This is a genomic window from Streptomyces dioscori (assembly GCF_003024195.1).
Taxonomy (GTDB): domain Bacteria; phylum Actinomycetota; class Actinomycetes; order Streptomycetales; family Streptomycetaceae; genus Streptomyces; species Streptomyces dioscori.
Window position 1 is genome coordinate 217464 of the sequence record NZ_KZ679055.1, and the last position, 21031, is coordinate 238494.

A 21031-nucleotide genomic window follows, 5' to 3' on the forward strand; every position below is an offset into this window, starting at 1 on the left:
ACGACCGGGATCCGGACCGCCGCCCCGGCTCATGCGCTCACCGCCCTGCCGGTGCTGCCCGTTCTGACCGCCCGGAGCAGTGTCTTGTCGTCGGCGTTGAGGGCGGTCAGCCGGTCGGAGCGCAGCAGCGCCGCCAGGTCGTCCTCGTCCCCCTCGGGGTCGTCGCCCGGGGTGTCCAGGGACCGCAGGACGGCCGAGGTGAAGGAGGCGTTCGGTACCGGCGGCCGGCCGCCGAGCGCGGCCTGGGCGAGCCCGTCGGTGGACAGGAGCACCCCGTCGACGCCCTCGTCGAGTACACAGGCGGTGCTCACCCTGTCCTCGGCCCCGGGCGAGGTGAGGAAGACGGTCTCGTTGCTGTACTCACTGACGGCGGCGGGCCGCGGCAGCAGATGGAACTGCCGCTCCCCGTCACCGGTGCGGCCCGCCCGCAGGACGACGAAGCCGTCGCCGACCGAGAGGTGGCCGAGCCAGGCGGGAGTGAGGACCACCACCGTGAGGGTGGTGGCGAAGTCGTACGCCTCTCCCCCGGTGCGGTGCAGGAACTCCTCGCAGACCTCGCGGAAGGTCTCGGTCAGCAGGGTGTGGACGGCCTCGCCGGGCGGGCAGCGCCGGTCGGCCCGGCGGGCGAAGTGCTCGGTGGCCAGCTCGACCGCCAGCCGGGCCCCCTCGTCGGACCGGCTGCGGCTGCCCGCCCCGTCCGCGACCGCCAGCACGGTGGCGTCATCCGCGTCGGCATGCCCCCAGGCGTCCTGGCACGGCGCCCCGCTCCGCCGGTGCCGGTACCCCTCGACACTCAGCCCGTGCACCCGCCACGCCCCATTCACGCCGTCACCCCGCTCCGGTCGCCCACCCCGCGCATGCCTCCTGTCCCCCGCATGCCTCCCATGCCCCTCACGGCTGCCATCCCTCTCACGGCTGCCGTTCCTCCGCCGGCCGGCATCCCTCTCATGGCTGCCGTTCCTCTCGTGGCTGCCATCCCGTTCATGCCTCCCAGGCCGGCCGCTGCGTCCTGAACTGGGCGAAGATCTTCTCGAAGACCTCGTCCCCGGCGCCGCGCTGCTCGGCGTTGGCGCTGGCCGACATCATCTGGAGCAGTTCACGGAACGGGAAGCCGTGCAGCCGTGCGTTGAAGGCGGGCGCGAGGGCCTTGAGCACCTGCTCGCCCATGTCGGAGATGTCGCCGACCCCGATCGCGTACAGGCGGTACTTCCTGGCGAGCTGGTCGTCCGTGAGCGTCGGTACGAGGCGCTGCCAGGCGTTGGTCCAGCGGCCGGTGCCGTCGGTGGGCAGGCCGTCCGTGACCAGGCAGATCTGCGGGCGGTAGTACTGCAGTCCGCCCGCGCGCAGCTCGGCCTTGCGGTCGGCGACGATCCGTACGGCCAGTTCGAGGGCCTCGGTGAGCAGGGTGACCCCGGCGGCGCCCAGGACCGGGGCCTGGAACGCGTGTGCCGGCACGAAGGGGCTCACGGGGACTTGCGGGGGCAGCGGCTGCGCCCCTCTCCAGGCGCACACGCCCTGTCCGCCGAAGGTGACGACGGCGACCTCGACGCTGTAGCTGAGGCTCACGTCGTCGTGGAGTTCGCGGGTCCAGGAGCGCAGCGCGTCGTTGAGGGTCTGGATGGGCGGGCCCGTCATGGAGCTGGAGGTGTCGAGGCAGAGCACCAGCGGAAGGCGCTGTGCGTTGTTCTCGAACTCGATGTCCGCGTACGACGCCGGGAGCGTCCGGGGCTGCCGTTCGTTGCGCATGGTCTCTCCGCGGGGCAGTGGGTCGGGCGGTTCGGGCGGTCAGTCGTGCTCGTCCGTGGTCGGCGGCCGGTGCTGGCACGGGACGGCGAGCAGGACGTCCGCGGGTCCGGAGGCCCCCTCGGGATCCGCCCGCGCGGGGTCCGTCACGTCGACCGGGGCGCCGGGCGCGGGCGGCGGGGTGCCGGAGTCGGTCCACTCGGCCCGGTGGAGGCAGTGGTCCAGCTCGACGTACCCCTGCGGGTGCAGTCCGGTGCGCACGGTGGCCGTCCGGCGCGGCACCTCGGCTTCGCGGTCCCGGCGCCGGCGCCTGCGGGGGAGGGGCAGGGGCCGGGGCGTGCCGCGGTGGCGGGGGCCCCGGGCGGGGTCGGGTCCGTCCGCGGCGGGGCTCACGCGGGTGCGGTGGACGGCGAGGACGACCAGGGCGAGCAGGAGGGCGAGGGCGGTGGCCGCGCCGACGGCGAGCCAGATCAGCGTGCGCTTCTCGCCGGCCGCGGCGGTCACGGAATGCACGGCGGCCACGTCGGAAGACATCGACAGCATGATGGTGCGACCCATGACACCCCCGTCTGCCACCCCGCTCGGTACGCCGCTCGGCACCCCGTCCGGCACCTCGTTTGACATCCCGTTCGGGAGCGGGAAAGCACATCGCATATTAGAGGCGAATATCGGCCTGCCGGATAGCCGTCGGGACATTTCGTGGCCGTCTTACGAAGCCCTTTTTCTAGAGGCGGAACACCTCCTGGCACCTGGTGAACATATGTCGCGCGTGTTCCGCCCAGTCACTGGCCAGCTGCTCGAAGTCGTACGGCGTCATACGGCTGGTGAGCGGCAGGACGCAGACTCCGGCGAGGCAGGGACGGGGGCCGCGGACGTCCCAGACGGAGAGCATGGGGATCAGCTGTTCGGTATTCCACGCATTCGCCGCGGCGGCGGCCGGAGCCAGCTGGTCCTCCCGTAGGACATGACCGTCCGTCATGAAGGCGACGAGCAGTTTCCTGGTGGTCATGAAACGAATGGTGACCACGCCGCCCGTTTCGGGAACGGCGAATTCCAGAGTGACGGAAGTGGAATCCGAGACGGCCGGTCCTGCCCGGCTGCGGCCGGCCCAGTTCTCGACCAGTCGGCGCCAGTGGGTGCCCACTTCGGGGAGGGGGCCGAAGGCGGCGTCAGCGTGCGCCACGGCGGGCCGCCTCCCTGACCATGCTGCCGGTCAGCCCGGCGTCGAGCAGTGCCTGCGCGTGCAGCAGCAGGCAGGAGGGGACGCTCGGGGTGAGGCCGCGGTCCCGGTCCGGTCCCGCCTCGACCCGGGCGGCCAGGTCCTTGACGCGGTCCCGGACGGCCTCGGCGACGGCGGGCGGCGGCCAGTCCGCGGCGTCCCCCACCCCGGTGAGGAACTCGCCCAGCAGGGCGTCGAGGCCGGGCCGCTCCCCGGGCTGCCGAGCGAAGCAGCGGGTGAGGGTGGCACGCAGGGCGTCCGGTACGTCGTCCAGGTCGGGTGAGCCGTCGACGACCCGGTAGATCACATCGGCGGCGTCCCCGAAGGGCGGGTGGCCGGCCGCCGCGTAGACGAGCACGCCGGCCAGCGAGAAGACGTCGCTCGGCGGGCCGACCGGCCGGGCCATCAGCTGCTCGGGCGACATGTAGTGCGGGGTGCCCATGGCGATGCCGGGCCGGGTGAGCTTGGGCGCTCCGGACAGCAGGGAGATGCCGAAGTCGATGACGCGGGGTCCGTCGGCGGCCAGCAGGACGTTGGCGGGCTTGAGGTCCCTGTGCACGACCTGGCCCGCGTGGATGGCCTGGAGCGCCTCGACCAGGCCCGCGCCCAGGACGCGTACCTGCGTCTCGGTGAAGGGGCCAGCGGCGCGGACGGCCTCCGAGAGGGCCGGGCCGGGTACGTAGACGGTGGCCAGCCAGGGCGGATCACCCTCGGGGTCCGCGTCGACGACGGCCGCGGTGAAGGCGCCGCCGACGGCCCGGGCGGCCGTCACCTCCCGCGCGAACCGCTGCCGGAACTCCGGGTCGGCCGCGTACTCCGGCCGCACCACCTTGACGGCGACGGCCCGCCCGCCGGGCGACCGGGCGAGATACACCCACCCCATGCCGCCCGATCCGAGCCGCCCCACGATGCGATAGGCCCCCACCCGCAGGGGATCGCTGACCGGCGTCCGCACACGGCCCACCTCCTTCGCGAGGAGAAACACGGAGATACACGGAGAGGAGTTACATGAGGAGTTACATGAGGAGTTACGTAGAAAAACGCAGCGATACCGAGTGTGCCCCGAACCTCCCCGCCGCGAAGCCCCGTCGACCCACATCTACGGCCGAACCACGCACACTCCGCCCACGCCGCGCCCCTGCTGCCGGACCGCCCCGCCGACACCGGACACCCGGCCCTACTGCCGAACCGCCCAGCCCCGCTCCCGCAGCGCCGCGGTCAGCACCGCCGCCGCGGACGGCTGCACCGACAGCTCGATCAGACCCACCTGCTGACCGGTGGCGTGCTCGATCCGGACATCCTCGATGTTGACGCCCGCGCGGCCCGCGTCGGCGAAGATGCGGGCCAGCTGGCCCGGCTGGTCGTCGATGAGGACGACGACGCTCTCGTACGTGGCGGGAGCCGTGCCGTGCTTGCCGGGGACGCGGATCTGGCCGGCGTTGCCCCGGCGCAGGACGTCCTCGATGCCGGTGGTGCCGGCGCGGCGCTTGGCCTCGTCGGAGGACTGGAGGGCGCGCAGCGCCTGCACGGTCTCGTCCAGGTCGGCGGAGACGTCCGCGAGGAGGTCGGCGACCGGGCCAGGATTCGCGGACAGGATGTCGATCCACATCCGCGGGTCGGACGCGGCGATCCGGGTCACGTCACGGATGCCCTGCCCGCACAGGCGTACGGCGGCGTCCTCGGCGTTCTCCAGCCGTGCGGCGACCATGCTGGACACCAGATGGGGCATGTGCGAGACGAGCGCGACCGCCCGGTCGTGCGCGTCGGCGTCCATCACCACCGGGACGGCCCGGCAGAACGAGACCAGCTCCAGCGCGAGGTTGAGCACCTCGGTGTCGGTGTCCCGGGTCGGCGTCAGCACCCAGGGCCGCCCCTCGAAGAGGTCGGCCGTGGCGGCCAGCGGGCCCGACTTCTCCCGGCCCGACATGGGGTGCGACCCGATGTACGCGGACAGGTCGAGGCCCAGCGCCTCCAGCTCGCGGCGCGGCCCGCCCTTGACGCTGGCCACGTCGAGGTAGGCGCGCGCGACCCCGCCCCGCATCGCGTCGGCGAGCGCTCCGGCCACATGAGCCGGCGGCGCCGCGATGATCGCGAGGTCGACGGGGCCCGTGGGCTCCTCGTCCGTGCCGGCGCCGAGCGCCGCCGCGGTACGGGCCTGCCCCGGGTCGTGGTCGGCGAGGTGCACGACGACGCCCCGCCCGGTCAGGGCCAGCGCGGCCGACGTCCCGATGAGGCCGGTGCCGATGACGAGTGCGGTTCTCACTGGGCGATGTCCTTGCGCAGCGCGCCCGCGGAGCCCAGGTAGACATGCGCGATCTCGGCGCGCGGCAGGTCGGACTCGATGTGCGCGAGGACCCGTACGACCCGGGGCATGGCCCCTTCGATGTCCAGCTCCTGCGCGCAGATCAGCGGCACGTCGACGATGCCGAGCTTGCGCGCCGCGGCCGCCGGGAAGTCGCTGTGCAGGTCGGGTGTCGCCGTGAACCAGATGCTGATCAGCTCGTCGGCGGTCAGCCCGTTCCGCTCCAGGATGGCGGTGAGCAGCTCGCTGACCTGCTCGTCCATGTGACCGGCTTCGTCCCGCTCCAGCTGGACGGCGCCCCGGACCGCTCGTACCGCCACGGTGATGCTCCTCGTTCAAATACGGATCGTGCATATACGGATCGGCTCTACCGCATCCAGCCTAGTCAGCCCTCGACGGCCCGATACGCGGCGCCCGTCTGCCGAGACGGCCGCCCCTCTCTCGCTTCTCGCTCTCCCAATCTCCGCCAAGTGGCGCCTGTGCGCCTCTGGACGCGGGAGCCACGGTCCGCTTGCATGGTGAGGCTGTCCGCGCCACGCCTCGGGGGAGGCTCGATGAAGCGTTCCGGACCACTTTTCACGCTCCTCGCGGGACTGCTGCTCGCCCTGTTCATGCTGTCGCTCAACGCGACGACAGGGACGCGCAGCACGACGACCGGGAGCGACTCGGCGGCCGACGCCGTGTCGGCGAGCCCGGCACCCGTGGCGACGGCCACGGTCACGCCGGGCAAGCGGTCGCCGTCACCGTCGCCCAGCCCGTCCAAGTCGAAGCCCAGGTCCACCGCGCCGGACGCCGACTACGCGGGCCGCACCGACGACGACTCCTCCGCGGTCGCGGTGACGCTGCGCGACGGCAAGGCGGTCGCGTACTTCTGCGACGGCCGGGACCAGGAGTCGTGGCTCAAGGGCGACGTCGAGCCCGACGGCAGCATGCGCCTGACGAACCAGAAGAACAAGAACCAGGTCCTCACCGGCAAACTGGCGGGCAAGCGGATCACCGGCACGGTCGACATGGGCCGGCGGGAGTACGGCTTCACGGCCGACAAGTCCCTGAAGCCCAACGCGCTGTACCGCGCCACCGACACCGTGGCCGACACCGAGATCGACGGCGGCTGGATCCTGCTGCAGGACGACAGCCAGGTCGGCATCCTCAAGCGGGACGGCAAGGTGAGCCCCGCGCCCCGTATCGACCCGGAGACCGGCACCGTGACGGTCGACGGTGAGCAGCTCACCGCCCGCCCCGTGACCCCTTGATCCCGTAGAGCCCCTTGATCCCCGGGCTCCGCCCATCACCCATCACCCATCGCTCTTCGCCCGCCGTTCCGACCTTCGCTCTTCGTGCCACCTCCGCTCCGCCCCATGACCGCGAGATCGCGTGACCGCCGGGAGCCGACCATGACAGTGGACCCGAACGCCGCAACCCAGGGTTTCCCCGCACCCGACCCGGCCCGCCGGGGCCCGGGTGCCGCCCGCTATCTCGTACCCGCCCTGGTCGCGAGCGCCGTCGCGGTCGGCCTCGGCGTCTACGGGAACGTGCACGACCCGGAGGGCACCGCCTTCAACCTCGCCGGCTTCAGCAGCACGAGCGCGGTGAAGTCCTGGCTGGCCACGGTCGCGATGGGCTTCGCGGTCGTCCAGCTCGTCTCGGCACTCATGCTGTACGGGCGACTGCCGGGCCCGAGCTGGTCAGGCGTACTGCACCGCTGGTCGGGCCGGATCGCGTTCCTGGTCGCGGTACCCGTGGCGGTGCACTGTCTGTACGCGCTGGGCTACCAGACGTACGAACCGCGCGTCCTGTGGCACTCGCTCCTGGGCTGCTTCTTCTTCGGTGCCTTCAGCGCCAAGATGCTGCTGCTCCGCACGGAGCGGCTGCCCGGCTGGCTGCTGCCCATCGTCGGCGGGCTCGCCTTCTCCGCCCTCACGGTGATCTGGCTGACCTCCGCCCTCTGGTTCTTCCGCACTTTCGGAGTGACGACATGAACCTTCGGAGGGACGACATGGGCAATCCCTCGACGCGGCGCACGGTGCTCGCGACGGGCGCGGCGAGCGCGCTGCTCCTGGGCTGCAGCAAGTACGGGGACGAGAACAGCGGGGGTGCCCCGGAGGAAGCACCCTCCGTGGCCCCGTCCGGCAGTGCGAGCGGAGGCGAGGCACCACCCGGCGGCAAGGAACTCACCAGGACCGCCGACGTCCCGGTCGGCGGCGGAAAGATCTTCAAGGACGAGAAGGTCGTCGTCACCCAGCCGGAGAAGGGCGGCTTCAAGGCCTTCTCGGCGGTCTGCACCCATCAGGGATGCGTCGTCGCCAACGTCTCGGACGGCACGATCAACTGCACGTGCCACGGCAGCAAGTTCCGGGTCGCCGACGGCTCGGTGGCCGGCGGCCCGGCCCCGAAGCCGCTTCCCGCGAGGCAGATCACGGTCGAGGGAGACTCGATCAGCCTCGCCTGATCCGCGGGCCTGATCCGCGGGCCTGATCCTCAGGCCTGATCCTCAGGCCTGGTCCTCAGGGGCGAAACGCTCGGCTCAGGCGTCCCAGAGCGCGCCCAGCGCCACCAGGTCGCCCTGGTGCTCGATCCTGTCGGCCCATTCCGTGGGCCAGGCGTCCGCACCGAGGTACGCCCCCGCGAAGGCACCGGCCAGGCATGCGATCGAGTCCGAGTCCCCCGACGTGCAGGCGGCCCGGCGCAGAGCCGTCACCGGCTCGTCCACGAAGAGCAGGAAACTCAGCAGGCCGGTTGCGAGGGCCTCCTCGGCGATCCACCCGGCGCCGGTGGCCAGGCACGGGTCCGTCTCGGGCGACGGCGACCGCAGGGCCTGCCGAAGCCGTTCCAGAGCCTCCAGGCACTCGTCCCAGCCCCGCGAGATGAAGTGCGTGGGCGTCGGGTCCTGGGCGCGGGTCCACAGGTCACCGAGCCAGCGCTCGTGATAGTGCGTCCGGTTCTCGTACGCGTACGACCGGAGCTGTCCGACCAGGCCGGTCGGTTCGGCGCCCTGCGCGAGGAGCCGTATCGCGTGCGCGGTGAGGTCGGCGGCGGCCAGCGCCGTCGGGTGCCCGTGCGTGAGGGCGGCCTGCAACTGGGCTGCTCCGGCGCGCTGTTCGTCACTGAGGCCCGGGGCGAGGCCGAGGGGCGCGACCCGCATGTTGGCGCCGCAGCCCTTCGAACCCGTCTGGCTGGCGTCCTGCCAGGGACGGCCTTCGCGCTCCAGCAGTTCGCAGGCCGTGAGGCAGGTGTTGCCCGGTGCGCGGTTGTTCTCCGGCGACCGGTTCCAGGCGATGAACTCCTTGCGCACCGACTCCGCCAGTTCCCGTGGACCGAGCAGCCCTCTGTCCATCGCGGCGCGCAGCGCCCGCGCCACCGCCAGCGTCATCTGCGTGTCATCGGTGATGTACGCGGGATCCGGCAGCTCCAGCTCCCGCCAGGGCCCGTACGCGGCAAGGATCGACGGCACGTCCTTGAACTCGGTCGGGTAGCCGAGCGCGTCCCCGAGGGCGAGCCCCACCAACGCCCCGGTGGCGGCCTGCTTCCTGACGGTCGTGGTCATGAGGACGATCCTTTCGAAGACGTGGGTGTAGACGAGGACGAGGACGAGGCCGGAGGAGAAGGGGAAGTGGTTGGCGGGGGCGACCCGGCCGCGGCCCGCAACAGCGGTGGATGCAACGCCGTCGCATCCCCCGCCCGATACAGCGCGGCGGGTTTCCCCCGCCCTCCCGTCAGCCGCGCCGCCCCCGGTACCGGCTCGACGAACCCGGGCGTGGCAAGGACCTTGCGCCGGAAGTTCGGGCGGTCGAGCACGGCCCCCCACACCGTCTCGTAGACCTGCTGCAGCTCCCCGAGGGTGAACTCCGGCGGGCAGAACGCGGTGGCGAGGCAGGTGTACTCCAGCTTCGCGCCGATCCGTTCCCGGGCGTCGGCGAGAATCCGTTCGTGGTCGAAGGCGAGCGGCCCGAGTCCGTCGTACGGCAGCCAGTGCGCACTGGCCGCGTCGCCGCCGCCGCGCGGTTCGGGAGCGTCCGGCAGCAGCGCCGCGTACGCCACGGAGACCACCCGCATCCGGGGATCGCGGTCCGGCTCGCTGTACGTGCGCAGCTGCTCCAGGTGCAGCCCGGAGACGTCCGACAGACCGGTCTCCTCGGCGAGTTCACGCCGGGCCGCCGTCCCTGCGGACTCCTTCGGCAGCACGAATCCCCCGGGCAGCGCCCGGCACCCCGCGTACGGTTCCTGTCCGCGCTCGATCAGCAGCACCTGGAGCGCGCCCGCCCGGACCGTGAACACCGCGAGATCGACGGTGACGGCGAAGGGCTCGAAGGCGTGCTTGTCGTAGCCCTCCATGCCCCCTCCTCGTGTGGCCTCGGCGGCCGTCGGCGCACCGTGCCGGGCGACGGCCGACGGACCGGGACCACCCCCGTGGGCCCTGCTCCACCGGCCGCGCCCGGCACGGGCGTTTCCTTAATGGTCAGTACGACTATAAATCGCGAACCGCCCGCCCACAACCCCCCGGACGCAGAACGGCCGGCCCCGGGAGAACCCGGAACCGGCCGATGCCGCACTGCGAGAGCAGCGAAAAGCCAAAAGCGAGAAACGAAGGGAACCGAGGTGCCTAGAGGCCGACTTCCTGCATCAGCATCCCGACCTCGGTGTTGGACAGCCGTCGCAGCCACCCGGACTTCTGGTCGCCGAGGGCGATCGGTCCGAAGGACACGCGCACCAGCTTGTCGACCGGGAAGCCGGCCTCGGCGAGCATGCGCCGCACGATGTGCTTGCGGCCCTCGTGCAGGGTCACCTCGACCATGTAGTTCTTGCCGGTCTGCTCGACGACTCTGAAGTGGTCCGCCTTCGCGTACCCGTCCTCCAGCTGGATGCCGTCCTTGAGCTGCTTGCCCAGGTCGCGCGGGATCGGGCCCACGATGTGCGCGAGGTAGACCTTCTTCACGCCGTACTTGGGGTGGGTCAGGCGGTGGGCCAGCTCACCGTGGTTGGTGAGCAGGATCAGGCCCTCGGTCTCGGTGTCGAGCCGTCCCACGTGGAAGAGCCGCGTCTCGCGGTTCGTCACGTAGTCGCCGAGGCACTGACGGCCCTCGTTGTCCTCCATGGTGGACACGACACCTGCGGGCTTGTTGAGCACGAAGAACTGGTACGACTGCGTCGCGACCGTCAGCCCGTCGACCTTGATCTCGTCGTTCTCGGGGTCGACGCGCATGCCCTGCTCAAGGACGATCTCCCCGTTGACCTCGACGCGGGCCTGCTCGACCAGCTCCTCGCAGGAACGGCGCGAACCGTAGCCCGCGCGCGCGAGCACCTTCTGCAGGCGCTCGCCCTCCTGCTCGGCGCCCGGGAAGGTCTTGACCGTCTTGACGTCGGGCTTGCCCGCGTACCGGTCCCTGTTGCGCTCCTCAGTACGCGTCTCGTACTCACGCGAGCGCGCGTTCTCCGTACGGCCGCCGCGCTGCTGGCCCTGCTTGGGGCCGCCCTTGGCACCGCCGCGGGCCGCGTTGCCGCGCCCCGACTTCGCACCCTCGTGGGTGGCGCCGGGGCCCACGTCGTAGCGACGCTCCTCGGGACGGGGCTTGCTGGGACGCTTCGGCCGGTCGTCGGAGCCTCCCGCGCCGCCCTGCTGGGAGCCGCCGCCGGCGGGCCCCCGTGAGTTGAATCCGCTGCCGGAGGTACGGGGGCCACCGCTGCCGGCACCACGGGGACCGCCGCCACCGGAGCCGCGGGGTCCACCGCCGCCGGAGCCACGGGAGCCGCCGCCTCCGCCGCCGGACCCGCGGGGGTTGCCGCCCCCACCGCCGGAGCCACGGGAGCCACCGCTCCCGCCGCTCCCGCCGGTTCCGCGGGGGTTGCCGCGCCCGCCGCTGTTCCTGCCGCTGCCACTGCCACTGCTTCGCATCAAAGTTCCGTCGTCGTCGTGTCGTCTGCATCTGCGTCCGGCGCATCCGGATCGAACGACGGGACCCCTTCCAGCGTCTCTGCTTCGATCGCGTCCGCCTCCGGAAGGAAGGGCGCGAGCTCCGGGAGCTCGTACAGGCCGCGCAGGCCCATTCGCTCCAGGAAGTAGTTCGTCGTCCTGTACAGGATCGCACCTGTTTCGGGTTCCGCGCCCGCCTCCTGGACCAGACCCCTCTGCAGGAGGGTCCGCATCACGCCGTCACAGTTCACTCCGCGGACCGCCGAGACCCTCGATCGGCTGACCGGCTGCCGGTACGCGACCACGGCGAGGGTCTCCAGCGCGGCCTGCGTGAGCCGGGCGTGCTGCCCGTCCAGGACGAAGCGCTCGACGGCCGCCGCGTACTCCGGACGACTGTAGAACCGCCAGCCGCCGGCGACGATCCGCAGTTCGAAGCCGCGTCTTTGGAGGCTGTACTCGTCGGCCAGCGCGCGCAGCGCGTCCGCGACCTGCCGTCTGGGCCGCTCCAGGATCTTCGCGAGGTGCTCCTCGGTGGCGGGTTCGTCCACGACCATGAGGACGGCCTCCAGCGCGGGCCGGAGGTCGAGATCCGCGACGCCGCGAGCCCCCTCGGGGGCTCCGGTGGTGTCCTCGCTCACACCTTCACACCTTCTTCTCCCTGACCGGATCCGGGACAGGATCCGGTGGCCGGTCGAATTCGTCCGTCACCGTCGGCTGCGCATCCCCCTCCCCGCCCGTCCAGCGCACCACCAGGTCCCCCAGAGCCTCCTCCTGGTCCAGGGAGACCGCCTTCTCCCGATAGAGCTCCAGAAGGGCCAGGAAACGCGCCACGACGGTGAGGGTGTCGTCGACGTCCTCGACGAGCGAGCGGAAACTGGCCTCGCCGAGCTCCCGCAGCCGTGCCACCACGATCGCGGCCTGCTCCTGCACGCTCACGAGCGGCGCGTGGATGTGGTCGACGTACACCTGGGGCTTGGCCCGGGGCTGCATCGCCTTCACGGCGAGCCTGGCGAATCCTTCCGCCCCGATGCTGATGACGACTTCGGGCAGCAGTTCGGCGTGGTGCGCCTCAAGCCCGACGGTACGGGGGTAGCGGCGCGCCTCCTCGTCGAGGCGGCGGTTGAAGATGTCGGCGATCTGTTTGTACGCGCGGTACTGCAGCAGCCGGGCGAAGAGCAGGTCGCGGGCTTCCAGGAGCGCCAGGTCGCCCTCGTCCTCGACCTCGGCGGAGGGCAGCAGCCGGGCGGCCTTCAGATCGAGCAGGGTCGCCGCGACGACCAGGAACTCGGTGGTCTGGTCGAGGTCCCAGTCCGGCCCCATGGCCCGGATGTGCGCCATGAACTCATCGGTGACCTTGGACAACGCGACTTCGGTGACATCCATCTTGTGCTTGGAGATCAACTGAAGCAGCAGATCGAACGGCCCTTCGAAGTTGACAAGCCGAACCTTGAAGACCCCGTCGTCCGCGGACTCTTCGGGATCACCCTCGGGCTCGACCGCAGCCGGGCTCTCCGCCGCAGGAGGCTCAGCAGGGGGCCCACTCCCGGGCCCCCGCCCCAACGCACGCCGCCGCCCACCCCCGCCGGAGGCGGATGCTGAGGTCGACGCACGGCCGTCGTTCGAGGTCATAGCCGTCGCAGGCTACCGCTACCGCCCACGCAACCGTCGTACGAGAATGCTCGCGTCGCCACGCGATTCGAGATCCGCGAGGACCACCGCGACGGCCTCCCGCACGATCCGCCCGCGGTCGACCGCGAGCCCGTGCTCCCCGCGGAGCACCAGCCGCGCGTGTTCGAGGTCCATGAGCTCCTCGGCGGACACGTACACGGTGATCTTCTCGTCGTGCCGCTCGCGCCCGCTGGGCCGCCGCCCGGAGCCCCGCCCGCGCTTGCGGGACTGGCCCTGCGGCTGGACCCCGGCAGCGCCTTCCGGCGGCGGCGGACGCCGCCCGGAACGGTCCGCCGTGGCGGCGCCCCGGCTCCGGGACTCCCCGTCGGCGGAGTCGGCGTCGGCCGCGACATGTTCGTCGCCCTCGCCGTCACCACCCCGCACGGGCACCGACTGCGGCCCGTCCTCACCGGCCGCGGCGTCGCTCTCGCCCGCCGGAGCGGGCACCCGCGCCTCGCCGTTGGCCGGACGCCGCGGGCTGGAGGACTGGAGCGCCATCCCCCCGGTCGTACGGAACAGTTCGTCGGCCCCCGGCAGACTCACTCGGCGTGACACCGGGCGAGCACCTCCCTGGCGAGCTGACGGTAGGCGGCGGCGCCGACGGAGTTGGAGGCGTACGTCGTGATCGGCTCACCGGCGACCGTGGTCTCCGGGAAGCGGACGGTCCGGCCGATCACCGTGTGGTAGACGTGATCGTCGAACGCCTCGACCACGCGCGCGAGCACCTCACGGCTGTGCACCGTCCGCGAGTCGTACATCGTGGCGAGGATGCCGTCGAGCTCCAGCTCGGGGTTGAGCCGCTCCTGGACCTTCTCGATGGTCTCGGTGAGCAGCGCGACCCCGCGCAACGCGAAGAACTCGCACTCCAGTGGCACTATCACCTTGTGAGCGGCCGTCAGCGCGTTCACGGTGAGCAGGCCGAGCGAGGGCTGACAGTCGATCACGATGTAGTCGTAGTCGGCCATCAGCGGCTTCAGGGCGCGCTGCAGCGTGGACTCGCGGGCGACCTCGCTCACCAGCTGAACCTCGGCGGCGGACAGGTCGATGTTGCTGGGCAGCAGGTCCATGTTCGGAACCGCGGTCTTCAGGAGCACCTCGTCGGCCGCCATGCCCCGCTCCATGAGCAGGTTGTAGACCGTGAGGTCGAGCTCCATCGGGTTGACTCCGAGCCCCACGGACAGTGCGCCCTGCGGGTCGAAGTCGACGAGCAGGACCCGGCGTCCGTACTCCGCGAGGGCGGCACCCAGGTTGATGGTCGACGTGGTCTTGCCCACGCCGCCCTTCTGGTTGCACATCGCGATGATCTTCGCGGGGCCGTGGTCGGTCAGCGGGCCCGGGATCGGGAAGTACGGCAGCGGGCGACCGGTCGGGCCGATGCGCTCGCGCCGCTGGCGCGCCGCGTCGGGCGCGAGCGTGGCCGCGTACTCCGGATCGGGCTCGTACTCGGCGTCGGGGTCGTAGAAATGCCCCTCGGGCAGGTCGTCGTAGTCGGCGAAGTGGGTGCGGTTCTCGCCACTTCCGTTGCCGGCCATGGCGTTCACGTGATGGCCATCCATGCTCTGGTGTGCTGTCTGAGTCATCTTCGGACTCTGGTGGGCTGCGAAGGTGCGCACCGCAACGGAGCCGACAGCTTCGAGCCCCGTTGGCCTTGAGCCCTGCGCAGGCATTCCTGGTTGACCACCCCCGGGAGTAAATGTCGACTCATTCACAAGTCGTCTTACCTCCTTGGTGACCAGGAAACTTCTCGATAGGTCAGCGTGGCACCATGCCGACGGTTGGCGACTCTATGGCGTGTCACCGCTTCGCAGCAACACAATCCGCCGGACCCGGCCCGATGTGTCGGCAACGGAACACCCCTCTGTCAAGGGCGTAAGGGCGTCGCACGGCAGGTTCCAGGGGTGTGCGAAACGGTTCAAGGGTTACGTTCGAGGCGAGTTGAACGAGTCTCGCAAAGTGACCCGACACACATCCGGCCGGGCCCTGTGGAACAAGGTCCGGCCGTACGTGCGATGTTGACGAGTCGTGTTGACGTATCGCCTTTTGTCGGTGGAGAAGCCGTCCGCCGAAGCGGGACGAACCAGGCGGGAACGTCAGCCGAGCAGGCTCTCCAACTCGGCGTGCTCCAGGCCGTGGGCCTCCGCGACCTCACGGTAGACGACCTTGCCGTCATGGGTGTTGAGGCCCCGGGCGAGCGCGGGATCCCGGCGCAGCGCCTCGACCCAGCCGCGGTTCGCGAGCTCCACGATGTACGGAAGCGTGGCGTTGGTGAGCGCGTACGTCGAGGTGTTGGGCACCGCGCCCGGCATGTTGGCGACGCAGTAGAAGACCGAGTTGTGGACCGGGAAGGTCGGCTCGGCGTGGGTGGTCGGACGCGAGTCCTCGAAGCAGCCGCCCTGGTCGATGGCGATGTCGACAAGGACACTTCCGGGCTTCATCCGGGACACCAGCTCGTTGGTGACCAGCTTCGGCGCCTTCGCGCCGGGGATGAGCACGGCGCCGATGACGAGATCCGCCTCCAGGCACGCCTTCTCCAGCTCGAAGGCGTTCGAGACGACCGTCTGGATCTTCGTACCGAAGACTTTGTCGGCTTCCTTGAGCTTGTTGATGTCGCGGTCGAGCAGGGTCACGTGGAAGCCCATGCCGATGGCGATCTGCGCGGCGTTCCAGCCGGAGACCCCGCCGCCGATGACCACGGCACGGGCGGCCAGCACGCCCGGGACACCGCCGGGCAGGACGCCGCGGCCGCCGTTGGCACGCATCAGGTGGTAGGCGCCGACCTGCGGGGCGAGGCGGCCCGCGACCTCGGACATCGGGGCGAGCAGCGGCAGCGCGCGGCTGGGCAGCTCGACCGTTTCGTATGCGATCGCCGTGGTGCCGGACTCCAGGAGCGCGTCCGTGCACTCCTTGGACGCGGCCAGGTGCAGGTAGGTGAAGAGCGTCTGGTCCTTGCGGAGGCGGTGGTACTCCTCGGCGATGGGCTCCTTGACCTTCAGCAGCAGGTCGGCGGCGGTCCAGACCTCGTCGGCGGTGGCGACGATCCGCGCGCCGGCGGCGACGAACTCGTCGTCCGTGATCGAGGAGCCGACACCGGCGTGCCGCTCGATCAGGACCTGGTGGCCGTGGCGCACCAGCTCGTGCACACCGGCGGGGGTGATGGCCACCCGGAACTCGTTGTTCTTGACCTCGCGGGGGATGCCGACCTTCACGTCGATCACGGTTCCTTGGCTCAGGAGGGATGCAGCGGGGATCTGGGCCAGGCAGCGCAAGACATGACGATGCCTGACATACCCGGATGCACGGGAGCACACCGGGGAACACCACGAAAAGACGCGGCGGAGCCAGTCTAATGAAGGGATTCTCTCTGTCTAGCCTTTCAATGCATCAATCTTCTTCGGCTGCGCTACGGATTTCGCAGGCGTTGCGGTCTTGTTCCCTGGTTGATGCGCTCTCCGGGAGCTCATCGCCGAGCATTCGTTCGGCGGCGGTGCGGTGCAGCCGGGCGGCCGTGGGGTCGCCCAGCCGGTCGAGCGTGTCGGCCAGCCGCAGCTGCAGCGCGGCCTGCAGCCGGACGTCGTCGGCGCGGCGCGCCCACTCGGCCGCCTCCTGGCAGGTGACGAGGGACTCCTCGGGCCGGCCCGCGTACTCCTGCACCCGGGCCATTTCGCTCAACGCCCTTGCCTGGCCCGCCACATCGCCGGTCCTGCGGTGTCCGGTGACGGCGGAGCGCCAGTTGCGCAGCGCCTCGCCGTAGCGGCCCGCGTAGGTGTGCACGGTGGCGATCCGGCCGTGCAGTCTGGCCGCGTCGGCGCGCTCGTCGCGGGCGAGCCGCTGGGCCAGCGCGCGGCCGTACCAGTCGGCGGCCCGGTCGTAGTCGCCGAGCTCCTGGTGGGCGCCGCCTACGGATTCCATCGCGCGGCCGGTCGCGTAGGGGTCGTTCGCCTCGCGTCCGGCATCGAGAGCGGCCCGGTAGCGGGCCAGGGCGTCCGTCGTGCGGCCGGTCCGGGCGTCGAGGTCGGCGAGGTTCAGCAGCGCCGCGGCCTTCTCGCGGGGCAGGTTCCGACGTTCGGCGACGTCCAGGACGAGCCGGTGGATGCCGTACAGCTCGGGCGCCGCGGCCTGCGTACCGACATGCGCGACCAGCGCTCTGACCAGGGCGGCCATCAGCCGGCGGGCCAGGGTGTCCAGCTCGCCGTCGGAGACCGCGAGGCGGGCGGCGGCCAGCAGCGCGGGCCGGCGGATGCTCAGCCAGTCGGCGGCCGCGCGGGGGTTCGGGAAGCGCAGCGCGCGGGGCATCCCGGCGAGCTTCTCGCGGGCGGGCGAGCTGTCGGTCTCGGTGATCGCCCGGCAGGACACCAGCAGCCGTACGGTCCGCTCCAGCATGCGGGCACGGGCCAGCTGCAGCTCGGCCACGCGGTCCTCGGTCTCGGTCAGCGAGCGCAGTAGCGGCAGCAGGCAGCCGGGCACCTCGTACTGCGGCAGTGGCGACTCCACCGCCCGCACGAGGCCCAGCCCGGTGAAGTCGTCCAGGGTGGTGCGGGCGGCGCCGACCGAGCAGCCGGCGAGCGCGGACGCGGTGTGCGGGTCGACGAGGCCGGCAGGGGCGAGCGAGAGGAGGCGCAGTATCCGCGCGGCGGTCGACGGCAGGGCCGCATAGGTGAGCCGGAAGATGCGTTCGAGGACCGGGCCGTCGTCACCGTCGGTGTGCAGTTGCTTGGCGAGATCGGCGACGGCGGACTTGGGCCGGTGGGCGAGCCAGGCCCCGGCGAGGACGAGCGCGGCGGGCTGGGCCGCGCAGGTCTCCACGAGTCCTTCGGCGGCGCGCGGGTCCACGGTGATGCGTACGGAGCCGGTGAAGCGGTCCAGGAGTTCGAGGGCGGACTTGGTGTCCATGCCGCCGAGGGTGCAGGGGCGGACGTCCGAGATCCCGGTCAGGGGCCCGCCGGAGACGGCGACGACGAGGCAGTCGGGGGTCTCCGGAAGGAGCGGGTCCACTTGCTGCGCGTCGGCCGCGTCGTCGAGCAGGAGCACGGTCCTGCGGGTCGCGAGCGCCTCGCGCAGCCGCTCGGAGAGGTCGTCCTCGTCCGCTCCGGCGGGGGCGTTCAGTTCGAGCGCGGTGAGCAGGTCACGGGCGGTTCGTTCGGTCGGTACGGGCGTGCCGTCGGGCTCGGTGAGCCGGGCCCGCAGGACACCGTCCGGGTAACTGTCCGCGACCTGCCGTACGAGTTCCTCGGCGAGCGCGGTACGGCCGGATCCGGGTCTGCCCGCGATGAGCAGCACGCGCGCGCGGGGCGCCTTGCGGCCGGCGAGGGTGTCGAGCCCCGCGCGGTCGATGTCGGCCCGCAGCTCCTTCAACTCTCTTGCACGGCCGAGGAACTGACTCCCCGTGAGGGCGGACGCGGCAGCCGGGCGCCGCCCCTTCTCCGACACCGTCGTGCCGCCGGCATCCACCGCCTGATCCGTCACGGGCCACACTCCCGTCCCACTGCGCGCGCAAGCCCGCCGGGACTCCGGACGGGGCGTTTTTGAGAGCCTAGTTCACGCTCTGCGACGATCCGTGCGGAGCGCGGCGGGCAGATCCCCCGATCGGATCAGGCGATCGTCACATCGGTGGGCCGATTGCACGCACCGAAGTGGATCACGCCTCGAACGGGCGTGCGGGCCACGGGGCCTCGGCGGGGCGCAGCGCGTCCAGACCCTCGCCGGCCCGGGCGGCGGTCAGCGCGAGGACGCCCACGACGAGGCAGTTGTTGTGCAGCTCACCGGCGAGGACACCGCGGACCAGCTCGTCGACCGGGACCCGGGAGAGCTCCATGTCGGCCTCCTCGTCCTCGACCTCGAAGCGCTGCCCCTCGGCCTCGGAGAGATCACGGGCCAGGAAGATCCGGACGGCTTCGTCGCAGCCGCCGGGCGTGGTGTACACGTCGGTGAGCACCCGCCAGTCCTCGGCCTTGACGTGCGCCTCCTCGTACAGCTCGCGCTGCGCGGCGTGCAGGGGGTTCTCGCCCGGGACGTCGAGCAGTCCGGCCGGGATCTCCCAGAGCTTGTGGCGCACGGGGTGCCGGTACTGGCGGATGACCAGGGCGCGGCCCTGGTCGTCGAGGGCGAGGACAGCCACCGAACCGGGGTGCACCTGGTAGTCGCGCCGGGCGACCGTTCCGTCGGGCATGACCACGTCGTCGGTGCGCACGGAGGTCTTCTTGCCCGTGAACGGGGTCTCGGTCGCCCTGACCTCCCACTCCTCGGCGGTGTCCTTGATGGTCATGTCGACTTCTTCCTCCCACACGAACGAACCACACGCGCGAACCCGGTGCCGCAACAGAGCTGCGCACACGGCGAAAACCGGGGCACGCGCCCCAAAAGACGCGTACCCCGGCAACCGTACAACCCTCGGCCTACTTGGCCGTCTTGCGCTCCACCGCGGCCTTGACCAGGCCCGCGAACAGCGGGTGCGGCCGGGTCGGACGCGAGCGCAGCTCGGGGTGCGCCTGGGTCGCGACCAGGTACGGGTGGATCTCGCGCGGGTACTCCAGGAACTCCACGAGCTTGCCGTCCGGGGAGGTGCCGGAGAACTGCAGACCGGCCTTCTTCTCCAGCTCGGCGCGGTAGGAGTTGTTCACCTCGTAGCGGTGGCGGTGCCGCTCCTCGACGTACTCCTTGCCGTCGTAGACCTCGCGCACGAGGGAGCCCTCGGCGAGCTTGGCGGGGTACATGCCCAGGCGCATCGTGCCGCCCATGTCGCCGTCGCCCGCGACGATGTCCAGCTGCTCGGCCATGGTCGAGATGACCGGGTGGCCGGTGGCGGAGTCGAACTCGGTGGAGTTGGCGTCCTCGATGCCGGCGAGGTTGCGCGCCGCCTCGATCACGATGCACTGCAGGCCCAGGCACAGGCCCAGCAGCGGGATCTTGTTCTCACGGGCGTACTGGATCGCGCCGACCTTGCCGGCCACACCGCGGTCGCCGAAGCCGCCGGGGATGCAGATCGCGTCGACGTCACCGAGCTGCTTGGCGGCGCCCGCCGGGGTCTTGCAGTCGTCCGAGGCGACCCACTTGATCTTCACTCGGGCCTTGTTGGCGAAGCCGCCCGCGCGCAGCGCCTCGGTGACCGAGAGGTAGGCGTCGGGCAGGTCGATGTACTTGCCGACGAGCGCCATGTGGATCTCGTGCAGCGGGTTGTGGACGCGGTCGAGCAGGTCGCCCCAGGTCGACCAGTCCACGTCACGGAAGGGCAGGTCCAGCTTGCGCACGACGTACGCGTCCAGGCCCTCGGTGTGCAGGACCTTCGGGATGTCGTAGATCGAGCGGGCGTCGGGACAGGCGACGACGGCCGCCTCGTCGACGTCGCACATCAGCGAGATCTTGCGCTTGATCGCGGTGGGCACCTCGCGGTCGGCCCGCAGGACGATCGCGTCCGGCTGGATACCGATGTTGCGCAGGGCCGCAACCGAGTGCTGGGTGGGCTTCGTCTTCAGCTCCCCGGAGGGGCCGATGTACGGGAGGAGCGAGATGTGCACGACGAACACGTTGTCGCGGCCGACCTCGTGACGGACCTGACGGACCGTCTCCAGGAAGGGCAGCGACTCGATGTCGCCGACCGTGCCGCCGACCTCCGTGATGACGACGTCGACGTCGTCGGTGGCCATCCGGCGGATGCGGTGCTTGATCTCGTTCGTGATGTGCGGGATGACCTGCACGGTGTCGCCGAGGTACTCGCCGCGCCGTTCCTTGGCGATGACCGTGGAGTAGACCTGCCCGGTGGTGACGTTCGCGGAGCCGTCCAGGTCGACGTCGAGGAAACGCTCGTAGTGCCCGATGTCCAGGTCCGTCTCGGCGCCGTCGTTGGTGACGAACACCTCACCGTGCTGGAACGGGTTCATCGTGCCGGGGTCGACGTTCAGATACGGGTCGAGCTTCTGCATGGTGACCCGCAGACCCCGAGCCTTGAGCAGCGCGCCCAGGCTGGAGGCGGTCAGGCCCTTGCCGAGGGAGGAGGCGACACCCCCGGTGACGAAGATGTGCTTGGTCGTCGTGGCGGTGCTGCTTCGGAAAGCAGCGGGCGGCATGGCCAAGAGGGGGCTCCCGTGGTCGCGGTTTCGGTTGCGGTACGGCTGCCCGGCCCGGAGGTTCCCGGCGGTGCCGTCGCTGCGGTTCGGGGGTCCCTTTTCCTGCTCGGGCGTCCACCGGTCCACGGGCT

Annotated in this window: 21 protein-coding genes; 3 read left to right on the forward strand and 18 right to left on the reverse strand. The window is 71.3% G+C overall.

Annotated elements, in window-relative coordinates; genetic code table 11:
• Positions 1–29: 29 nt before the first annotated feature.
• The 7 genes from C6Y14_RS36510 to aroH form a co-directional block, all read right to left on the reverse strand.
• Positions 30–806 (reverse strand): PP2C family serine/threonine-protein phosphatase, encoded by a 777-nt coding sequence (locus C6Y14_RS36510; protein ID WP_225891456.1) that lies wholly within the window; start codon positions 804–806, stop codon positions 30–32.
• 175 nt (positions 807–981) lie between these two features.
• Positions 982–1746: a vWA domain-containing protein gene (locus tag C6Y14_RS36515; protein ID WP_107021183.1), complete on the reverse strand. Its 765-nt coding sequence runs from the start codon at positions 1744–1746 to the stop codon at positions 982–984.
• A gap of 39 nt (positions 1747–1785) precedes the next feature.
• Complete coding sequence (locus C6Y14_RS36520) at positions 1786–2277, reverse strand: hypothetical protein (protein ID WP_159074384.1); 492 nt, start codon at positions 2275–2277, stop codon at positions 1786–1788.
• A gap of 190 nt (positions 2278–2467) precedes the next feature.
• Positions 2468–2926, reverse strand: coding sequence for a hypothetical protein (locus C6Y14_RS36525; protein WP_107021185.1), 459 nt, complete (start codon positions 2924–2926; stop codon positions 2468–2470).
• A complete protein-coding gene (locus C6Y14_RS36530) occupies positions 2913–3917 on the reverse strand; it encodes a serine/threonine-protein kinase (RefSeq protein WP_199854988.1) in 1005 nt (334 codons plus the stop codon). The genes C6Y14_RS36525 and C6Y14_RS36530 overlap by 14 nt, the downstream gene beginning before the upstream one ends.
• Before the next feature lie 222 nt (positions 3918–4139).
• Positions 4140–5225 carry a prephenate dehydrogenase gene (locus C6Y14_RS36535; RefSeq protein ID WP_107021187.1) on the reverse strand — a complete coding sequence of 362 codons (1086 nt, stop codon included), beginning with the start codon at positions 5223–5225 and terminating at the stop codon, positions 4140–4142.
• Positions 5222–5584: a chorismate mutase gene (gene aroH / locus C6Y14_RS36540; RefSeq protein ID WP_107021188.1), complete on the reverse strand. Its 363-nt coding sequence runs from the start codon at positions 5582–5584 to the stop codon at positions 5222–5224. The genes C6Y14_RS36535 and aroH overlap by 4 nt, the downstream gene beginning before the upstream one ends.
• 234 nt (positions 5585–5818) lie before the next feature.
• On the opposite strand from aroH, the gene C6Y14_RS36545 reads away from it, so the two are divergent.
• The 3 genes from C6Y14_RS36545 to C6Y14_RS36555 all read left to right on the forward strand — a co-directional run bounded on the left by C6Y14_RS36545 (position 5819) and on the right by C6Y14_RS36555 (position 7713).
• Positions 5819–6517 carry a hypothetical protein gene (locus tag C6Y14_RS36545; RefSeq protein ID WP_107021189.1) on the forward strand — a complete coding sequence of 233 codons (699 nt, stop codon included), beginning with the start codon at positions 5819–5821 and terminating at the stop codon, positions 6515–6517.
• A 141-nt stretch (positions 6518–6658) separates the two neighbouring features.
• Positions 6659–7243, forward strand: coding sequence for a DUF6529 family protein (locus C6Y14_RS36550; protein ID WP_107021190.1), 585 nt, complete (start codon positions 6659–6661; stop codon positions 7241–7243).
• A 17-nt stretch (positions 7244–7260) separates the two neighbouring features.
• Positions 7261–7713 carry a Rieske (2Fe-2S) protein gene (locus tag C6Y14_RS36555; protein WP_107021191.1) on the forward strand — a complete coding sequence of 151 codons (453 nt, stop codon included), beginning with the start codon at positions 7261–7263 and terminating at the stop codon, positions 7711–7713.
• Between the two features lie 75 nt (positions 7714–7788).
• On the opposite strand, the gene C6Y14_RS36560 is transcribed toward C6Y14_RS36555, so the two are convergent.
• From C6Y14_RS36560 to C6Y14_RS36610, 11 genes are all read right to left on the reverse strand, one after another.
• Positions 7789–8808: an ADP-ribosylglycohydrolase family protein gene (locus C6Y14_RS36560; RefSeq protein ID WP_107021192.1), complete on the reverse strand. Its 1020-nt coding sequence runs from the start codon at positions 8806–8808 to the stop codon at positions 7789–7791.
• Positions 8805–9596, reverse strand: a complete 792-nt coding sequence (locus C6Y14_RS36565) for an NUDIX hydrolase (RefSeq protein WP_107021193.1) — start codon at positions 9594–9596, stop codon at positions 8805–8807. Before C6Y14_RS36565 ends, C6Y14_RS36560 begins: the two co-directional genes overlap by 4 nt.
• Positions 9597–9864: 268 nt before the next feature.
• On the reverse strand, positions 9865–11154 hold the full coding sequence (locus C6Y14_RS36570; protein WP_107021194.1) for a pseudouridine synthase: 1290 nt from the start codon (positions 11152–11154) through the stop codon (positions 9865–9867).
• Positions 11154–11810, reverse strand: a complete 657-nt coding sequence (gene scpB, locus C6Y14_RS36575; protein WP_107021195.1) for an SMC-Scp complex subunit ScpB — start codon at positions 11808–11810, stop codon at positions 11154–11156. Before scpB ends, C6Y14_RS36570 begins: the two co-directional genes overlap by 1 nt.
• Before the next feature lie 4 nt (positions 11811–11814).
• Entirely contained in the window at positions 11815–12801 is a 987-nt protein-coding gene (locus C6Y14_RS36580) for a segregation and condensation protein A (protein ID WP_107021196.1), read from the reverse strand.
• Positions 12802–12819: 18 nt separating this feature from the next.
• Positions 12820–13395, reverse strand: a complete 576-nt coding sequence (locus C6Y14_RS36585) for a hypothetical protein (protein WP_107021197.1) — start codon at positions 13393–13395, stop codon at positions 12820–12822.
• Entirely contained in the window at positions 13380–14507 is a 1128-nt protein-coding gene (locus C6Y14_RS36590) for a ParA family protein (protein ID WP_079053143.1), read from the reverse strand. The genes C6Y14_RS36585 and C6Y14_RS36590 overlap by 16 nt, the downstream gene beginning before the upstream one ends.
• A 423-nt stretch (positions 14508–14930) precedes the next feature.
• Positions 14931–16055 carry an alanine dehydrogenase gene (gene ald / locus C6Y14_RS36595; protein WP_199854989.1) on the reverse strand — a complete coding sequence of 375 codons (1125 nt, stop codon included), beginning with the start codon at positions 16053–16055 and terminating at the stop codon, positions 14931–14933.
• A 166-nt stretch (positions 16056–16221) separates the two neighbouring features.
• Entirely contained in the window at positions 16222–18303 is a 2082-nt protein-coding gene (locus C6Y14_RS36600; RefSeq protein ID WP_107021198.1) for a tetratricopeptide repeat protein, read from the reverse strand.
• Between the two features lie 172 nt (positions 18304–18475).
• Positions 18476–19102, reverse strand: coding sequence for an NUDIX domain-containing protein (locus C6Y14_RS36605; protein WP_107021199.1), 627 nt, complete (start codon positions 19100–19102; stop codon positions 18476–18478).
• 130 nt (positions 19103–19232) lie between these two features.
• A complete protein-coding gene (locus C6Y14_RS36610) occupies positions 19233–20900 on the reverse strand; it encodes a CTP synthase (RefSeq protein WP_107021231.1) in 1668 nt (555 codons plus the stop codon).
• Positions 20901–21031: the final 131 nt, after the last annotated feature.

Bases quoted from the DNA above. Each gene is read 5' to 3' on its own strand.
- C6Y14_RS36555 (WP_107021191.1), top strand. From the start codon at position 7,261: ATGGGCAATCCCTCGACGCGGCGCACGGTGCTCGCGACGGGCGCGGCG.
- C6Y14_RS36515 (WP_107021183.1), bottom strand. From the start codon at position 1,746: ATGCGCAACGAACGGCAGCCCCGGACGCTCCCGGCGTCGTACGCGGAC.
- C6Y14_RS36610 (WP_107021231.1), bottom strand. From the start codon at position 20,900: ATGCCGCCCGCTGCTTTCCGAAGCAGCACCGCCACGACGACCAAGCAC.
- C6Y14_RS36550 (WP_107021190.1), top strand. From the start codon at position 6,659: ATGACAGTGGACCCGAACGCCGCAACCCAGGGTTTCCCCGCACCCGAC.
- C6Y14_RS36605 (WP_107021199.1), bottom strand. From the start codon at position 19,102: ATGACCATCAAGGACACCGCCGAGGAGTGGGAGGTCAGGGCGACCGAG.
- C6Y14_RS36520 (WP_159074384.1), bottom strand. From the start codon at position 2,277: ATGTCTTCCGACGTGGCCGCCGTGCATTCCGTGACCGCCGCGGCCGGC.
- C6Y14_RS36580 (WP_107021196.1), bottom strand. From the start codon at position 12,801: ATGACCTCGAACGACGGCCGTGCGTCGACCTCAGCATCCGCCTCCGGC.
- C6Y14_RS36560 (WP_107021192.1), bottom strand. From the start codon at position 8,808: ATGACCACGACCGTCAGGAAGCAGGCCGCCACCGGGGCGTTGGTGGGG.
- C6Y14_RS36570 (WP_107021194.1), bottom strand. From the start codon at position 11,154: ATGCGAAGCAGTGGCAGTGGCAGCGGCAGGAACAGCGGCGGGCGCGGC.
- C6Y14_RS36590 (WP_079053143.1), bottom strand. From the start codon at position 14,507: ATGCCTGCGCAGGGCTCAAGGCCAACGGGGCTCGAAGCTGTCGGCTCC.
- C6Y14_RS36545 (WP_107021189.1), top strand. From the start codon at position 5,819: ATGAAGCGTTCCGGACCACTTTTCACGCTCCTCGCGGGACTGCTGCTC.
- C6Y14_RS36565 (WP_107021193.1), bottom strand. From the start codon at position 9,596: ATGGAGGGCTACGACAAGCACGCCTTCGAGCCCTTCGCCGTCACCGTC.